This window comes from Vaginisenegalia massiliensis, assembly GCF_900604935.1.
Classification (GTDB): Bacteria; Bacillota; Bacilli; order Lactobacillales; family Aerococcaceae; genus Vaginisenegalia; species Vaginisenegalia massiliensis.
Genome location: NZ_UWPC01000013.1, coordinates 16,002 through 29,618, shown reverse-complemented (window position 1 = coordinate 29,618; position 13,617 = coordinate 16,002). Strand labels below are relative to the sequence as shown.

13 protein-coding genes and 1 pseudogene are annotated in these 13,617 nt (G+C 40.4%); 7 read left to right on the top strand and 7 right to left on the bottom strand.

Translation table 11 applies throughout. The annotated features are described in order from the left end of the window. Positions 1-107: 107 nt before the first annotated feature. From EIH20_RS07895 to EIH20_RS07885, 3 genes are all read left to right on the top strand, one after another. Entirely contained in the window at positions 108-890 is a 783-nt protein-coding gene (locus EIH20_RS07895) for a DeoR/GlpR family DNA-binding transcription regulator (protein WP_124059492.1), read from the top strand. A gap of 344 nt (positions 891-1,234) precedes the next feature. Then, positions 1,235-3,340 carry an LPXTG cell wall anchor domain-containing protein gene (locus EIH20_RS07890; RefSeq protein ID WP_124059490.1) on the top strand — a complete coding sequence of 702 codons (2,106 nt, stop codon included), beginning with the start codon at positions 1,235-1,237 and terminating at the stop codon, positions 3,338-3,340. 172 nt (positions 3,341-3,512) lie between these two features. Beyond that, complete coding sequence (locus tag EIH20_RS07885) at positions 3,513-4,181, top strand: LemA family protein (RefSeq protein WP_124059488.1); 669 nt, start codon at positions 3,513-3,515, stop codon at positions 4,179-4,181. 94 nt (positions 4,182-4,275) lie between these two features. On the opposite strand, the gene EIH20_RS07880 is transcribed toward EIH20_RS07885, so the two are convergent. Both EIH20_RS07880 and EIH20_RS07875 read right to left on the bottom strand, forming a co-directional pair. Further along, complete coding sequence (locus EIH20_RS07880) at positions 4,276-4,944, bottom strand: ABC transporter ATP-binding protein (protein ID WP_124059485.1); 669 nt, start codon at positions 4,942-4,944, stop codon at positions 4,276-4,278. 15 nt (positions 4,945-4,959) lie between these two features. After that, a complete protein-coding gene (locus EIH20_RS07875) occupies positions 4,960-6,027 on the bottom strand; it encodes an ABC transporter permease (RefSeq protein WP_124059483.1) in 1,068 nt (355 codons plus the stop codon). Between the two features lie 161 nt (positions 6,028-6,188). Between EIH20_RS07875 and msrA the strand changes: the two are divergent. After that, positions 6,189-6,680, top strand: a pseudogene (gene msrA, locus EIH20_RS07870) (peptide-methionine (S)-S-oxide reductase MsrA); the annotation flags it as partial. A gap of 34 nt (positions 6,681-6,714) precedes the next feature. On the opposite strand, the gene EIH20_RS07865 reads toward msrA, so the two are convergent. Continuing rightward, complete coding sequence (locus EIH20_RS07865) at positions 6,715-7,194, bottom strand: SdpI family protein (RefSeq protein ID WP_164470915.1); 480 nt, start codon at positions 7,192-7,194, stop codon at positions 6,715-6,717. Positions 7,195-7,391: 197 nt separating this feature from the next. Here EIH20_RS07865 and EIH20_RS07860 point away from each other — a divergent pair, with 197 nt between their 5' ends. The 3 genes from EIH20_RS07860 to sstT all read left to right on the top strand — a co-directional run bounded on the left by EIH20_RS07860 (position 7,392) and on the right by sstT (position 10,162). Further along, positions 7,392-7,625 (top strand): zinc-ribbon domain-containing protein, encoded by a 234-nt coding sequence (locus tag EIH20_RS07860; RefSeq protein ID WP_124059477.1) that lies wholly within the window; start codon positions 7,392-7,394, stop codon positions 7,623-7,625. A gap of 146 nt (positions 7,626-7,771) precedes the next feature. Then, complete coding sequence (ucpA, locus tag EIH20_RS07855) at positions 7,772-8,569, top strand: SDR family oxidoreductase UcpA (protein ID WP_124059474.1); 798 nt, start codon at positions 7,772-7,774, stop codon at positions 8,567-8,569. Positions 8,570-8,902: 333 nt separating this feature from the next. Then, positions 8,903-10,162, top strand: a complete 1,260-nt coding sequence (gene sstT / locus EIH20_RS07850) for a serine/threonine transporter SstT (RefSeq protein WP_124059472.1) — start codon at positions 8,903-8,905, stop codon at positions 10,160-10,162. Between the two features lie 80 nt (positions 10,163-10,242). Here the strand turns inward: sstT and EIH20_RS07845 are convergent, their stop codons facing one another. Genes EIH20_RS07845 through EIH20_RS07830 form a run of 4 tightly spaced genes read right to left on the bottom strand, consistent with a single transcriptional unit; the run spans position 10,243 to position 13,610 of the window. Continuing rightward, entirely contained in the window at positions 10,243-11,070 is an 828-nt protein-coding gene (locus EIH20_RS07845; RefSeq protein ID WP_124059469.1) for a metallophosphoesterase family protein, read from the bottom strand. Then, a complete protein-coding gene (locus tag EIH20_RS07840) occupies positions 11,060-11,719 on the bottom strand; it encodes an LbetaH domain-containing protein (RefSeq protein WP_124059467.1) in 660 nt (219 codons plus the stop codon). The genes EIH20_RS07845 and EIH20_RS07840 overlap by 11 nt, the downstream gene beginning before the upstream one ends. A 2-nt stretch (positions 11,720-11,721) precedes the next feature. Then, complete coding sequence (locus EIH20_RS07835; protein WP_124059465.1) at positions 11,722-12,420, bottom strand: phosphonate C-P lyase system protein PhnL; 699 nt, start codon at positions 12,418-12,420, stop codon at positions 11,722-11,724. Continuing rightward, positions 12,417-13,610 carry an alpha-D-ribose 1-methylphosphonate 5-triphosphate diphosphatase gene (locus EIH20_RS07830; protein ID WP_124059462.1) on the bottom strand — a complete coding sequence of 398 codons (1,194 nt, stop codon included), beginning with the start codon at positions 13,608-13,610 and terminating at the stop codon, positions 12,417-12,419. The genes EIH20_RS07835 and EIH20_RS07830 overlap by 4 nt, the downstream gene beginning before the upstream one ends. Positions 13,611-13,617: the final 7 nt, after the last annotated feature.

Genomic DNA, 13,617 nt, shown 5'->3' with positions numbered 1-13,617 from the left:
TTACGTTTGAATAGTTGATTTGTTCTTTTTTAATGTTTGTTTTATGGTATTTTATTTTTACATATTGTTCTTATTAACCAATAAATACAAGATTTAGGAGTCGACTTATGAAAAATTCACTTGAAGATATCAAAGAACGGCGCGAAAATATCCTTTCCATCCTCCGTCAAAGTCCGCAAACCAAAATTAGTGTTGAACAACTAGCCCAAGAACTGAGTGTTTCGGCAATGACCATTCGCCGTGATTTAACAGTTTTAGCTCAAATGGGCTTAGTCAATCGCGGCCATGGTTTTGCTAATATTAACGAGGAACCTCATTTCGAAGGAAACACTCATAATCCTTGCCTAGAACAAATTAAACAGCGCATTGCTCAACATGCCGCTAAATATCTAAAAGACAACATGACCTTATTTATCAATACAAGTATGACAGCCCTTACCTGTATGGATTACTTAGCGGACGTGCCCTTGACTGTTATTTCCAACAATTTATTAATTAGTCAAATGCCAGTTAATTCGCATTCCACATTCATCCTCCTTGGAGGAGAAATTAGGTTTCCTAAAAAAGCTCTTGTTGGTGACCTGACGGTCGAGTCCTTATCCAACATGAATGCTGACGTCCTTATTATGGGATGTTCCGGTTTTTCCGCTAGCAAAGGTCTTACAACCAGCAATATTCATGAAGCAAAAGTTAATCGCTTAATGATTCAAAACACTCGCCAACTGGTCATCGTGGTTGCTGATTACCGTAAAATTGGTCATAATGCTAATTTCGTAGTGTCAGATTTAAGTCAAATTGACATTCTAATTACGGATGTATTCTGTGACGCTCAAGCGATTAAAGAAATTGAAGCCCAAGGAGTCACTGTCGTCCAAGTCGACTTAGAATAATACAACTATCAATTATAAGAAGCCATCGGTTAGTTCAAACGCCGATGGCTTTTATGTGCTTCCTCAAAATATTGTTAGTTAAATCAGCACAATATTACACCACAACATTCAACCAAGCATTGTAATGATTGCCTTAATTTACACAATATTTACTTATATTTTACAATGAATTTATACTGACTTAGTAAACTATCCTAGGAAGTAAAAAATTAAAAATCTTAGGAGGATGTTATGTCATCGACTTTCAAAGCAAAGCCACTTACTGTTCTTTTCTCATCGATTGCCGCTTAACCTTAGTTAACACCCAAACAGCTTTTGCCGCCGGAGCTGAAGAAATTGCAGCGATGGTTTCCAATGCTCCAACCGGTTCAACACACACGGTAACTAATGAAAATAACGAAGTTGAAACGGAAAACACCGGTGCCTATTACAACGAGGCGGTTGACCCATTAAAAAATTTGCAAAAAGAAGGACAACTGCCTACAGATCCTAGCATTCCAACCGACAAACGTGTAGTAGCTGGCGAAATTCATAACCACACCAGTCAATCTAATGATGCTGGAGCAGCCTACAATACTTTAGAGCACAGCTTAGACGTGGCTTTCCGTGAGGACTTACAAGACGTTCCTCAAGCAGGAAAGATTGCCGTGGATAACGGAACGGGCTTTGATTACTTGATGACCAGTGAACACTTACGTTGGTCCCCACGTGATATCAACGGCCAAGATACCGAACGTAAAGCAACTTGGGAATCAGTTAAAGCTCAAGTTGAAGCTTTCAACAAATTAAAAGCCGAAGGTAAATATGCGGGCAAAGTTTACTACCCAGGCTTCGAATGGGATATGTTTGGTTTGGATCACGCAGCGGTTGCTATCATTGAAGAAGGAACAAATCGTGTACCCCTAGATGCTTACCGTAAATTCGAATGGTTATACGCCTACGATACTGCAACTGAATTATTCAAAAACAACGAATTTGAAGTTTTCGGCCCACGCGACAGCTATAAGAAAGATAAAACCAACTCATACGATGGCCTCCGCTGGTTAGAAAAATATTATCCAAAATCTTTAATGCTCGTTAATCACCCTTCACGTCACAATGGCGGTAACGGTGAAGTTCGAGCTGAAGATATTCGTAAAATGCTTGAATTAGCTCCTTCTGTTGTCTTCGGTGTTGAAGGCATGCCAGGTAACCAAATGGGGGGTGACCGTGGTGAAACCCGCGATATTTATGGCGGTACCGATGTGATGGTTGCTAAAGTCGGCGGCGTATGGGATTCATTACTTGGCGAAGGTCGCCCATTCTACAACTTCGCAAACTCTGATTTCCACTTCAAAGTTTCTGAAAATGAGCTATATTCTTCTGGTTACTGGCCTTCAGAATACTCTCGCAACTACTCAACCGTATCAGGAAATACCTTTGAAAGCATTGCTCAAGACTTGAAAAAAGGAAACACATGGTCTGTCTACGGTGATTTAATTTCTGGTTTAGAGTTCTTCGTAACAGCTGGCGATCAAAAAGCAACCATGGGTGAAACATTGAAAGTTGCCAAAGATACGGCTGCTAAATTAACCATTCGCTTCAAAGATACCGCTAAAAATAACTACAAACCAATCTACGATGGTTATGAATCAACCATTACCAACAATCCAATCCTTGACCATATTGATTTAATTATCGGAAATATCTATGGTAAAGTAGCTGATCAACGCATTGATTACAACCCAACAACTCGCATCGCTAATCGCTTCACAGATAAAGATTGGACTAAAGCAGATGCTGATGGCTGGCACACAATCGAATTACCATTCACGATTGACCAAGATATGTACATGCGCTTACGCGGTACCAACCATGCACCAGGTACCGAAGGTCAAACAGATATGCAAGGAAATCCATTACTTGATCCAGAAATGCAAAAACCAAAGCAAGAAAACTTCGCTTCTGAAGCGGAGTACATGGCTGCCTTGAGAACTTACCTTAACCAAGTTAATGAACGCAACTATGCCGACTTATGGTTCTACGCCAACCCAATTAATTTAATCGTGGACGATCAAACGGTCACTTTACCAACCGTCTTCGAATCAGCGGTCCGTTCAATTGTGGCTGAAGGTACTAGCATCAATCTCCCAGTGACTCAACCCACAACACCTCAACCAACTGAACCAACTACACCTGAAACACCGGGAACAGAAAATCCAACTAAGCCCGAAGTTCCTGGAACGGAAAAACCAAATTCAGAAAAACCTGAAACTAAGCCTGAAGCAAAACCAGGCAAAGAAGAAAACGCTAAAGCCACTGACAAAGCTAAGGCAAGCTCAAGCAAAGTCGCTAAAGCGAGCACGCTTCCTGCAACAGGCGAAAGCAAGCAAAACTTTGCTCCATTAGCAAGCATTATGGGACTTGTAGGATTTAGCCTAGCTTTCTTCAACTACAAAGGTCGCAAATAAGCTCGAACACTTATCTAACTTAATCCTAGTCTCCATTTCTGAACTCAAAAAAGCTACCCCTATAGGTAGCTTTTTTGTTATCCTAAAATTTCAATTCATATTAAAGAACGGCTTCATTTTTTATAGAAATCCGCTATACTTAAGCTATACTCAACTAAAAGGAGGCAAATTTATGCCCAAACGATCCATTGCCAAAACAATCACTCTCATGATTTTCCTTATGATATTAGCTACCTTATTATGGGCTCTCATCTTCTCTTTTACAACGCCTGGTGACAGCCAAGATATTATCGAACCCTTTAATGGAGCGTCTATGGTTTTCGGGATTTTAACGGTCGCTCTTATCGGCCTGATTTACTCCTATAACCAAGCTCGCCAATTAGAAGCTTCAATTGGTGCCAGTCAATCCAATATCTTAGTTACCGAGAAACGCAATCACGATCTACTTGATAAAGCTAACCGCTTGGTCGACAAACACCGTCAAAATGAGAAAGATGAAATTCTAGCTTTTGCTAAAGCTTCAAGTAAGGAACAAACCTCATCTGATAAAACGCCCGTTCAAACCAAAGTTGAAACATCCAGTGAATTTGGTCAATTTATCCAAACTGTTCCAGAACTTCAAGCTAATCAACATGTTCATCGTTTATTAGACGAAATCATTCAATCTGAAAATAATCTCCAAACCTATCGGCTTCATCATAATAAATTAGTCGAACAATTTAATGCTAGCATTCAACAATTTCCTCTTATCCTAATTAAGGGATTGGCTCACTTAAATACAAAAGACTACTATATTATTCCAGAGCCAAATCCGATTACAGACGATATGTTGGGGCTTTAATCCTCGCCTATTTGCGATTCATATCTATACAAAAATCCGTCATCCAGTTCTCTATTGAACTCAATGACGGATTTTTTATTACGTAGATAAAAAGTTAATCTTCTTCTGTTAACTGACCATCTTTCATAGTCAGCACTCGGTCACAATAAGAAATTAAACGTTCATCATGGGTCACCATCACAATAGCCGTCTGCTTTTCTTTGGACAAGCGTGCCAAGAGCTCAACAACTTCAAACGCCCGCTTAGTATCCAAACTAGCCGTCGGCTCATCCGCTAAGATAATCGCCGGTTCAGGATAGAGCGCTCGCGCAATCGCGACACGCTGACGTTCCCCACCTGATAAATCATTAGGATATTGATCAGTTAATTGATTTAAACCTAACTCTTCAAATAAGTCATGGGCTAAAGCTTGCTTTTTGGTCTGCTTAAACTTATCCACTAACTGCAATTGCTGCTTAACAGTCAAGAAAGGGACCAAATTAGAAGATTGGAGGATAAAGCCAATTTCTTCAAAACGCACTCGTGTACGCTCTTTTTCCTTCATATCGGTTAAGGACTGACCCTTAATCAGCACTTGTCCCGTACTTGGTTGTTGCAAACCACCCGCGATGGTTAAGAAGGTTGACTTTCCTGAACCAGATGGCCCTATAATGGCCACAAATTCTCCAGCTTCAATCACTAAATTGGTCGATTTTAATGCTTCAATTTGATTTCTACCATCTTTAAAGGTTTTACTCACATCTTTAAATTCAATTGCTTTCATCATCTTTCTCCTTCCCTAACCAATCGCTTCTAAAGGATCGATTTTAATGATCGATCGGATAGAGAACAAGGCACCAAACAAGGGGATAACTAACATAATTAAGCCAATCACAGCAAAGAAATAAGGTTGAATTTGATAAGGGACCTTAGCCGGAAGAACAAAGGCTGATAGGAGACTAGCACCCAAGCCTAAACCGACCCCCAATATCGACAAAAGTAAGGTCTGCCATAAAACTGATCCCACAAGAAAGTTATTGCGAATCCCTTGCGCTTTAAGAACACCAAACATCTCACGCTTTTGAATAGTTAAGATATAGATGAAAATGCCTAAAACTAAGGCTGCAATTAGAATTAAAAAGCCAATCATAAAGCCAAAGGTGAGTACTTGAGCTTGGTAACCTGGCAATTTTTCAATAAAACGCTTCACGCTTATTTTTTCTAATCCCGTCGGTAATTCTGTTACCTTACCCTTAACGATAATGGCATTGATTGGTAAATCAGTAGACGCTTGCGGCCCAGCTTTAACCGTTGGCAGGGTCTTCTTAAATAAGTTAGGCCGGACATAAAGAATGGGTGATACACTAAAGCGCCCCTGATCGGTGAACCCCACTACTTTCACTTTAGTCTGGCCCGCTACGATCTCATACTCTTGCCCCAGTTTGACTTGATAAAGTTCAGCTAAACTTCGATCTACAACAGCCTCATGGTCCGCTTTAACCTGACGTCCGTCCGTAATTTTTGGCCGAATAAAACTCGTCTCATCAATCGCAAATAGATTTACATTTACTTCTTCTTTCCCTACTTTGAGCAAGGTCCTTTGTTGGGTAAGTCCCGCTTTGTCATCGGCTTGGACTACATCTAGCTGTTCAAATGAAATATTGGATAAGGCCAACGTCTGATTGGCTTCTTTCTGCAATAGGACATAATCTGCTTGCCAGGCATCAACAGCTGCCCTGTTGTCTTGGGCCAATCCATAAGCCAAACTAGTTAAGAAAAAAACCAAATAGGCAATTAAAAAAATCAAGCCTACAACCAAACTGTATTTAAATTTTGCATAGCGTAATTCTTGCCAAGCTAAGAACATAAGCGCAATTCTCCTCAAAAATTATTTAAAACATGTCAAAATCACGTTACTTGTTTTTATCTATTTTGGCAATTAATTTGATTGGTTTGGCTCAATCTTATTTCATGATTTTTTACTAGAGGCTTGTTATACTAAATTAAATTCACAAGGAGGGACAAAATATGGAAGAGACAAAAAGTTTATATCTCGCTGGTGGGTGCTTTTGGGGATTGGAAGCCTACTTCAAACAAATTCCAGGAATCAAGGAAGTCAGTGTCGGTTACGCAAACGGACAAACAGACCAAACATACTATCAAATCGTCAGTCAAACAGATCATGCTGAAACCGTTAAAGTTGTCTATCAAACTGAGCAGCTTACTTTATCAGACCTATTAAGTTATTTCTTCCGTGTCATTGATCCCTTGAGTGTGAACAAGCAAGGCAATGATTATGGCCGCCAATATCGGACGGGCATTTATTACACTGATCCAACTGATTTGCCCCAAATCCAGGCCTTTATGCGTCAACAACAAAGCCACTATGCTCAACCACTAGCCGTTGAGGTTCAACCCCTTCGCCACTATATTTTAGCTGAAGACTACCATCAAGACTATCTAAGTAAACATCCTCAGGGTTATTGTCATATCGATTTGAGCCAAGCCCGTCAACCTTTATAAATCAACTTAAGAATTATCATGGGCCAATTTCTTACCCACAATGGCCAATCAAAAGCGAGTAAAGAACGCTTGTTCCTGTCCAAATAGATAAGATTGAAATCAAAACCCATTCGAATGGACAAAATAAGCTAAAAATGATAAGGAGCATAGCCATTGGAAAGCTCGATAAAAATAATAAATGATGGGTGCGTCGCCAATTTTCTTTACTCATACGCGTAGATGGAATGCGAATACCAACGAAGGGATTATACTCTATCCGATCAAAAAGCCAACCCAAAACTAAAATCAATAGTGCAAATAAATAAATGTCTAAATTAGGTGCATGACTTATGCTCAATAAAATGATGGCCGTCATAGCTAAGGCAGCGTACACATAGACCCATTGTTTTAGCTCCTTAGCATAAGTTTGATAATGACGATAAGAATAATAAGCCAAATACATAGCAAACACGCTAACTTTAACACTTGGATTTGGCACCCAAATAAGCATGGCTACTAGGATTAACGTCATTAGATAAGATCTGAATCGATGATAGGGCACAACCAATACGCCAACCTTTCTCATTTCTAGATAGTTGCATCATTTAACTCATCCGTTCTATAGGTCTATTTTTACTCTAACTAATCCATTCAAGCAAGTATATTTGTTTATTCTCTAACCATTTTTTGTTAGGATGAAATTAGCAATTAACTTATAGGAGGATACTGATGATAATCTGGGGTACACGCCACTATCAAAAGCTTCTTGGTCAAAGTAACTTAGTTCAAACCTGTCCGAATTGCCATAACGAAGTTCGCTATCAAGTTATGGAATATGGTTCTAAATTTGCATTATTCTTTATTCCACTATTTCCAATTAGTAAGAAATATCGCCTTGTCTGTCCTATTTGCCAATATGGCTATGAAATCAGCAAAGATGAAGTTGAAAAATACTTAGCCTAATCAAACCTATTTGCCAAGCAACTTGCTTGGCTAATGTTTAAACATTATTTGTGATTAAATTCACTTATTCGTTTACAAAGTCATTTAATGTCGTATACTAAAGGTAAGGCTATATGTAAGTTAATTTAAGAGAAAGGGTGCATATCATGAAAAAACTAGAAGGTAAAGTCGCTATTATTACGGGTGCTGCTGCCGGGATTGGTCAAGGAATCGCTCAAGTTTATGCAAATTACGGAGCAAACCTCGTTCTTTGGGATATTAACCCGCAAGTTGAAGAAACTGCTCAAAAGCTTCGCCAAGAAACAGGCGCTCAAATCATCAGCTCAGTCGTCGATGTAGCTAATAAGCAAGAAGTATTAGCTGCCTGTCAAAATGCCGTAGACCATTTTGGACGCTTAGATATTATTTGTGCTAATGCAGGTGTCTGCCGTTTAGCACCCTTCGAAGAATTTCCCGATGAAATCCGTGATTTCCACATCGATGTCAACATTAAAGGCGTTTGGAATACCTGTCAGGCTGCTATTCCTCACCTTTTAGCCGCTGGAAAAGGAGCTATTGTCATTGCTTCTTCAGTTACTGGTGACCTCGTTGCCGATGCCGGTGAAGCCGCTTATGCCATGACTAAAGCAGCTTTAGTAGGTCTCACTAAGTGTTTAGCCATTGAATATGCCGATCGCAATATCCGCGTTAATTGTACCCAATTGGGTTATGCCCGTACCCCAATGGTAGAAAAGATGGCCCAAGAGTCCAACCCAAGCAATCCAGAAGAAGTCATTCAAGGGATTGCAGCCGGTGTGCCGATGAAACGCTTAGCAAAACCAACAGACGTAGGCGAACTCTTTGCCTTTTTAGGTAGTGATGAAGCAAGCTACCTGACTGGATCACAAATTGTGATCGACGGCGGCGCTACTTTACCTGAAACTATGACCATGGGTACCCATTAGAATACGCTTAGTCATCTAGCATTAGATCTGCAATATACTATTAAACGATCCCACTTAGCTAAATAGTGGGATCGTTTTTTGTCAATCATTGTTTTGCTTTTATATTTTATGAGAAAAGACTGTTATGTTCTCATCTAGTTTTCATGATCCTGGTACAAACAATGGCTTTATCAGCCCATTTTCGTCATCGCTCAATAAATTATCACAATAAAAAAACTGTACTAATAAGTTTATTTTCTGAAAGTTTGTGATGCCTTTAACGTTGATTTTAATTGACACTTTTTATTAGAGACTTTAGTATGTACTATATATTTAGACAACGGGAGGGGTAACATGAAAGTCTGGCAAAAACTTAGCTTAATTCATAAAATTATTTTAGGAATGATGGTCGGGGCATTCTTAGGGGTCACGGCTCCACAATTACAAGCCATCGCAACCTTAGGAAATCTCTTTGTGGGGGCTCTAAAAGCCATTGCACCAATCCTTGTCTTCTTTATCGTCATGTCTGCGTTGGCTCAGCATGAAAAAGGACAAGAATCCAATATGAAATTAATTGTGTTCCTATACTTATTGGGAACCCTAGCAGCCGCCTTTGTTGGTGTCATTGCTAGCTTCTTATTTCCCTTAAAATTAACCTTTGGCCAAGCTGTTCAAAGCGAAGTGAGCCCTCCTCAAGGCGTTGCTCAAGTCATCAATACACTCTTGATGAATCTAGTTGATAATCCTGTAAACGCCTTGTCTCAAGGTAACTTTATTGGAATCTTGTTCTGGGCCATTATTTTTGGTATCGCCTTGCGTGCAGCCAATCCACAAGTCAAAGCCTTACTCGAAACATGCTCTGAAGCGACTTCTCAAGCTGTCCGCTGGGTGATTGCTTGTGCCCCGCTCGGAATTTTAGGCCTTGTCTTCCAAACCGTATCAACCAATGGTCTCGATATCTTTACCACCTATGGTTCCCTTCTAGCTGTTCTCATTGGTTCCATGGCCTTTGTTGTCTTAGTGGTGAATCCTCTTATTGTCTTTAGCATGATTCATGAAAATCCCTTCCCCTTAGTCTTCAAATGCCTTCGCGATTCTGCTATCACGGCCTTCTTTACGCGGTCGTCAGCCGCCAATATTCCGGTCAATATGCAATTGTGCGAAGAACTTGGACTTGATGAGGATAATTATTCCGTTTCGATCCCTTTAGGAGCCACCATCAATATGGCAGGTGCGGCCATTACTATTTCGGTACTAACCTTAGCCGCTTGCAATACTTTAGGAATTAAAGTTGATTTTATAACGGCTCTCATTCTCAGTGTCCTATCCGCTATCTCAGCCTGTGGCGCATCGGGCGTCGCTGGAGGTTCCCTCCTATTAATCCCCGTAGCATGTAGTCTCTTTGGTATTCCAACCGATATCGCCATGCAAGTGGTCGGTGTAGGCTTTATTATTGGTGTTATCCAAGATTCGTGCGAAACAGCCGTCAATTCATCCACCGATGCCCTCTTTACAGCGGCGGCTGAATTCCATTATCGGAAACAAGAGGGGCTGCCGATTTGGCCTCATGTCTCTAACGAATCTACTGAAACTGTATCCATCATTCAGGATTAAATAGCAAGGTATTAAGTTAACTGAAAAGGCAGGGTTCCACATTATTCATGATGGAGATCCTGCCTTTTTTATTTATTAAATTAGTCAAACTGTCTTTGATACTGACGATTTTCTTCTCCTTGATAACCTCGATCCGTAATGGCAAAGTGACGCATTCGTGAACCTAACCAAAGACCTTGTTGCCTAAAGAAGTCATCCATCATTTGTCCAGAAATTCGAACACCTTGCGAATCTATCTCTAAATCGCGGATGCAAGGCTGATTCATCACATCGGCTAACTGAATATAGGTCCAGTTATCCCGTTCGACAATACTATCGGCATGCGTATGACCACAAACATAGACACCCGGTCCCTTGTGACTAGCTAAAACCTCTGCCAAAGGGCACTCAGGTACGACAGCTTTCTTATCAGCCGTTGAATATAAAGTCGTATCATACAATGGATGGTGAGCGAAAATTAGAATCACTTTATCTTGATGCTCAGTCAATTGCTGACTTAGCCAGCTTAATTGATCAGTGTCGACATACCCACTCCAATCCAAGAGACTTTTTTCTCGGTTCGTATCGAGGCCGATAACACAGACCCCATCTTGAACAAAGGAAAAATAAAAGTCTTGTTTAATTTGTGGCTGTAAGGCGAGTCGGGTTTGAGTATAAAGGTCATGATTACCTAATACTTGGAAGAAAGAAGCCGTCCCAAGATGGCGTTCAATGATCCGATGAATAGCCATAAATTCCATCATGGTCCCCAAATTAGTTAAATCCCCAATTGAAACATAATGGTCGGCTGGCCGACTGAATAATTGGGCCATAAAATGGTCAAAATAGGCTTCCCGTTTCAAGTCAAAATCCATTACTTCAAGATAGTTCTCGGAATAATGAAGATCACCAAACATTCTAAATTTCATGGTCCCCTCCTTGCGATTGTGCTTGTTCTAAAGCGGATGAAGGGGCATATTTTTGAATAAAGTCAGCTGTTGAACCTTGGAAATCAACCAAACGCTGTCGAATCGTTTCAAGTGGCCAAGTCCACCATTGAGTCGCTTCCAAGCCTTTAATTTCTTCAGCAGAATAACGATATTTAATAATCTTTGCTGGTACACCCGCTACAATGGCATAAGCTGGGACATCCTTCGTCACCACCGCTCCGGCTGCCACAATTGCTCCACGGCCCACTGTCAAATTATTCATCACAATGGCACCATGCCCAATCCAAGTGTCTTCACCAATCCTTGTAATCTGCTGATGACGATGTTCAAAAAAAGCTAAATCTTCTTGATCAGCCCAGCCATACATCGATGGTCGATAAGTAAAATGATGCAAGGATGGCCGATGGTAAGGATGGTTAGTAGGACCAATTCGTACATTGGCAGCAATATTAGCAAATCGCCCAATTTGAGCATTTTGAATAAAGCAGAATTGACCCGTATAAGCCATATCTTCAAAATGAGCCCGATCCAGCCAATTATATTCGCCAACTTCACAATAGTGACCAAAGCTACAATCTGTCATAACGGCTGTGTCAGCAAATAGTCCCTTTTCATCGACTTTTTTCATACTTATTCCTCTTTTCCTCGCATATGATAACAATCCGTTATTAAACCTTCCATAAATTCTAAATCATGGAAGATACCAATCATAGTGGTCCCCATTACTTTCAATTGAATAATGGACTCCCGGACCTTCTCTTTTGAAGCCTGATCCAAGGATGCAGTCGGTTCATCCAGAAGCAGAAGGCGAGGTTGTTTAACCAAGGTTCGAGCCAAATTTAACCGCAACTTCTCACCACCAGAAAAAGTTCGTGGATATTGGTACCATAAACCTTCCGCGATGCCGAAGTGCTTAAGGCTTTCAGCCGCCTTGTCTTGCGCCTCCTGACGGTCCAAGCCTAAATTCAACAACTCATGTAAGACCAAATCAAATGATGTCACCCTAGGCATAATATCTAAAAATTGCGAAACATAGCCGATTTCACCTCGCCGAAGGGCCATCATCAACCGTTCATCTTCTTGAGCCAAATCAACTCGTCCAAAGTCTGATGATTGATAATAGATGTGTCCACTTGTAGGTTTATATGCCCCATAAATGCATTTGATAATCGTTGATTTACCTGAACCGGAAGGCCCAACAATGCCGAGAAAGTCACGTTCTTTCACTTGAAAACTAATCTGATCAATTCCTTTAATTTCTTTATTTAGGTGATATAAGAAGAAGTCTTTCTTCAAATCTTGCACCTCTAAAATAAATGGTTGACTCATCCGACTGGATACCCTCCTTTACGATACTTGGTTCGAATGACTGGCACTCCACCCACGAAGACAGTATCAACTGCAGGATAGCGATCTTCATCAACCGAAATGGTAATAATATCGGCATAATATCCTTCTTTGATTTGACCGAAGCCTTCTAATTTTAAAGCTCTAGCCGGATTCAAGGATAAACGATTAATCATCTCATGAATGGGCACCCCAAACTGATCATGCATTTGGAAGATGGCGTGAACTAGGCCTGAAGGATAATAATCTGAGCAAATGATATCAATCGCATCATGTTGGATACCCTCAGATACCGCCATATTGCCCGAATGAGACCCACCTAAGAGAATATTAGGTGCTCCACCCACCGTCATAAAGCCCTTGGCTTTCGCTGCTTTGGCTACTTCCAATTTAATCGGAAATTCACTGATATCAATGCCTAATTCCCGATTAAAATCTAACTTTTCAAGCGAATCATCATCATGAGAAGCCACTGATATTCCTACTTGATGGGCAGCATGAATTAAACTTTGCATTTCTTCAATGGATAATTTAGGTGTTTGAATTCGCTGCTTGATTTTATCATCCACGGTTGTTTCATCAACGCTACCATAGCTGAGAATGGTCTGACGGTAAGTATCAATACTCGAATACTGACCTTGACCTGGTGTATGGTCCATTAAAGATAAATAATGGATCTTGCCTTCTTGGATCAATTGAATCACTGTATCCACCATAAAGAGGTTATCAATCTCATAACGTGCATGAACGCGGTGACGAATGAGATGCTTTTCATCGTGCATCTCATTAATCATGTGAATAATTCGTTGAGCGTGTTCAGGGCGACGGATAATATTCTTACCGAATAAATCGTCGTTGTATAAGGATAAAGAATGGAACATAGTAGTAATACCATGGGTCATTAAAATCCGTTCCGTCTCTTTAATCCCCAATTTATAATCCATTAAGGCTTGCGGACGTGGGGCAATGACCTTCTCAATGTAGTCGGAATGGGTATCGATAAAACCCGGCGAGATATAATTACCTTGGACATCTAAGATCTGATAGCCTTGGTAGTTTTCCACTTGCTCCCTATCAATAATGGCCTCAATAAATTTGCCTTTAATAACGATTGCTTTACCTTCTTGAATCCCATCAGCCAAGACGATTTTTCCGTTGGTTAAAATATACATATTTCCC

Coding starts and splice junctions, on each gene's coding strand:
- EIH20_RS07835 (WP_124059465.1), bottom strand. CDS start 12,420: ATGAGTCAACCATTTATTTTAGAGGTGCAAGATTTGAAGAAAGACTTC.
- EIH20_RS07880 (WP_124059485.1), bottom strand. CDS start 4,944: ATGAAAGCAATTGAATTTAAAGATGTGAGTAAAACCTTTAAAGATGGT.
- EIH20_RS07860 (WP_124059477.1), top strand. CDS start 7,392: ATGATAATCTGGGGTACACGCCACTATCAAAAGCTTCTTGGTCAAAGT.
- sstT (WP_124059472.1), top strand. CDS start 8,903: ATGAAAGTCTGGCAAAAACTTAGCTTAATTCATAAAATTATTTTAGGA.
- EIH20_RS07845 (WP_124059469.1), bottom strand. CDS start 11,070: ATGAAATTTAGAATGTTTGGTGATCTTCATTATTCCGAGAACTATCTT.
- EIH20_RS07890 (WP_124059490.1), top strand. CDS start 1,235: ATGGTTTCCAATGCTCCAACCGGTTCAACACACACGGTAACTAATGAA.
- EIH20_RS07895 (WP_124059492.1), top strand. CDS start 108: ATGAAAAATTCACTTGAAGATATCAAAGAACGGCGCGAAAATATCCTT.
- EIH20_RS07840 (WP_124059467.1), bottom strand. CDS start 11,719: ATGAAAAAAGTCGATGAAAAGGGACTATTTGCTGACACAGCCGTTATG.
- EIH20_RS07830 (WP_124059462.1), bottom strand. CDS start 13,610: ATGTATATTTTAACCAACGGAAAAATCGTCTTGGCTGATGGGATTCAA.
- EIH20_RS07885 (WP_124059488.1), top strand. CDS start 3,513: ATGCCCAAACGATCCATTGCCAAAACAATCACTCTCATGATTTTCCTT.
- ucpA (WP_124059474.1), top strand. CDS start 7,772: ATGAAAAAACTAGAAGGTAAAGTCGCTATTATTACGGGTGCTGCTGCC.
- EIH20_RS07865 (WP_164470915.1), bottom strand. CDS start 7,194: ATGACGTTAATCCTAGTAGCCATGCTTATTTGGGTGCCAAATCCAAGT.
- EIH20_RS07875 (WP_124059483.1), bottom strand. CDS start 6,027: ATGTTCTTAGCTTGGCAAGAATTACGCTATGCAAAATTTAAATACAGT.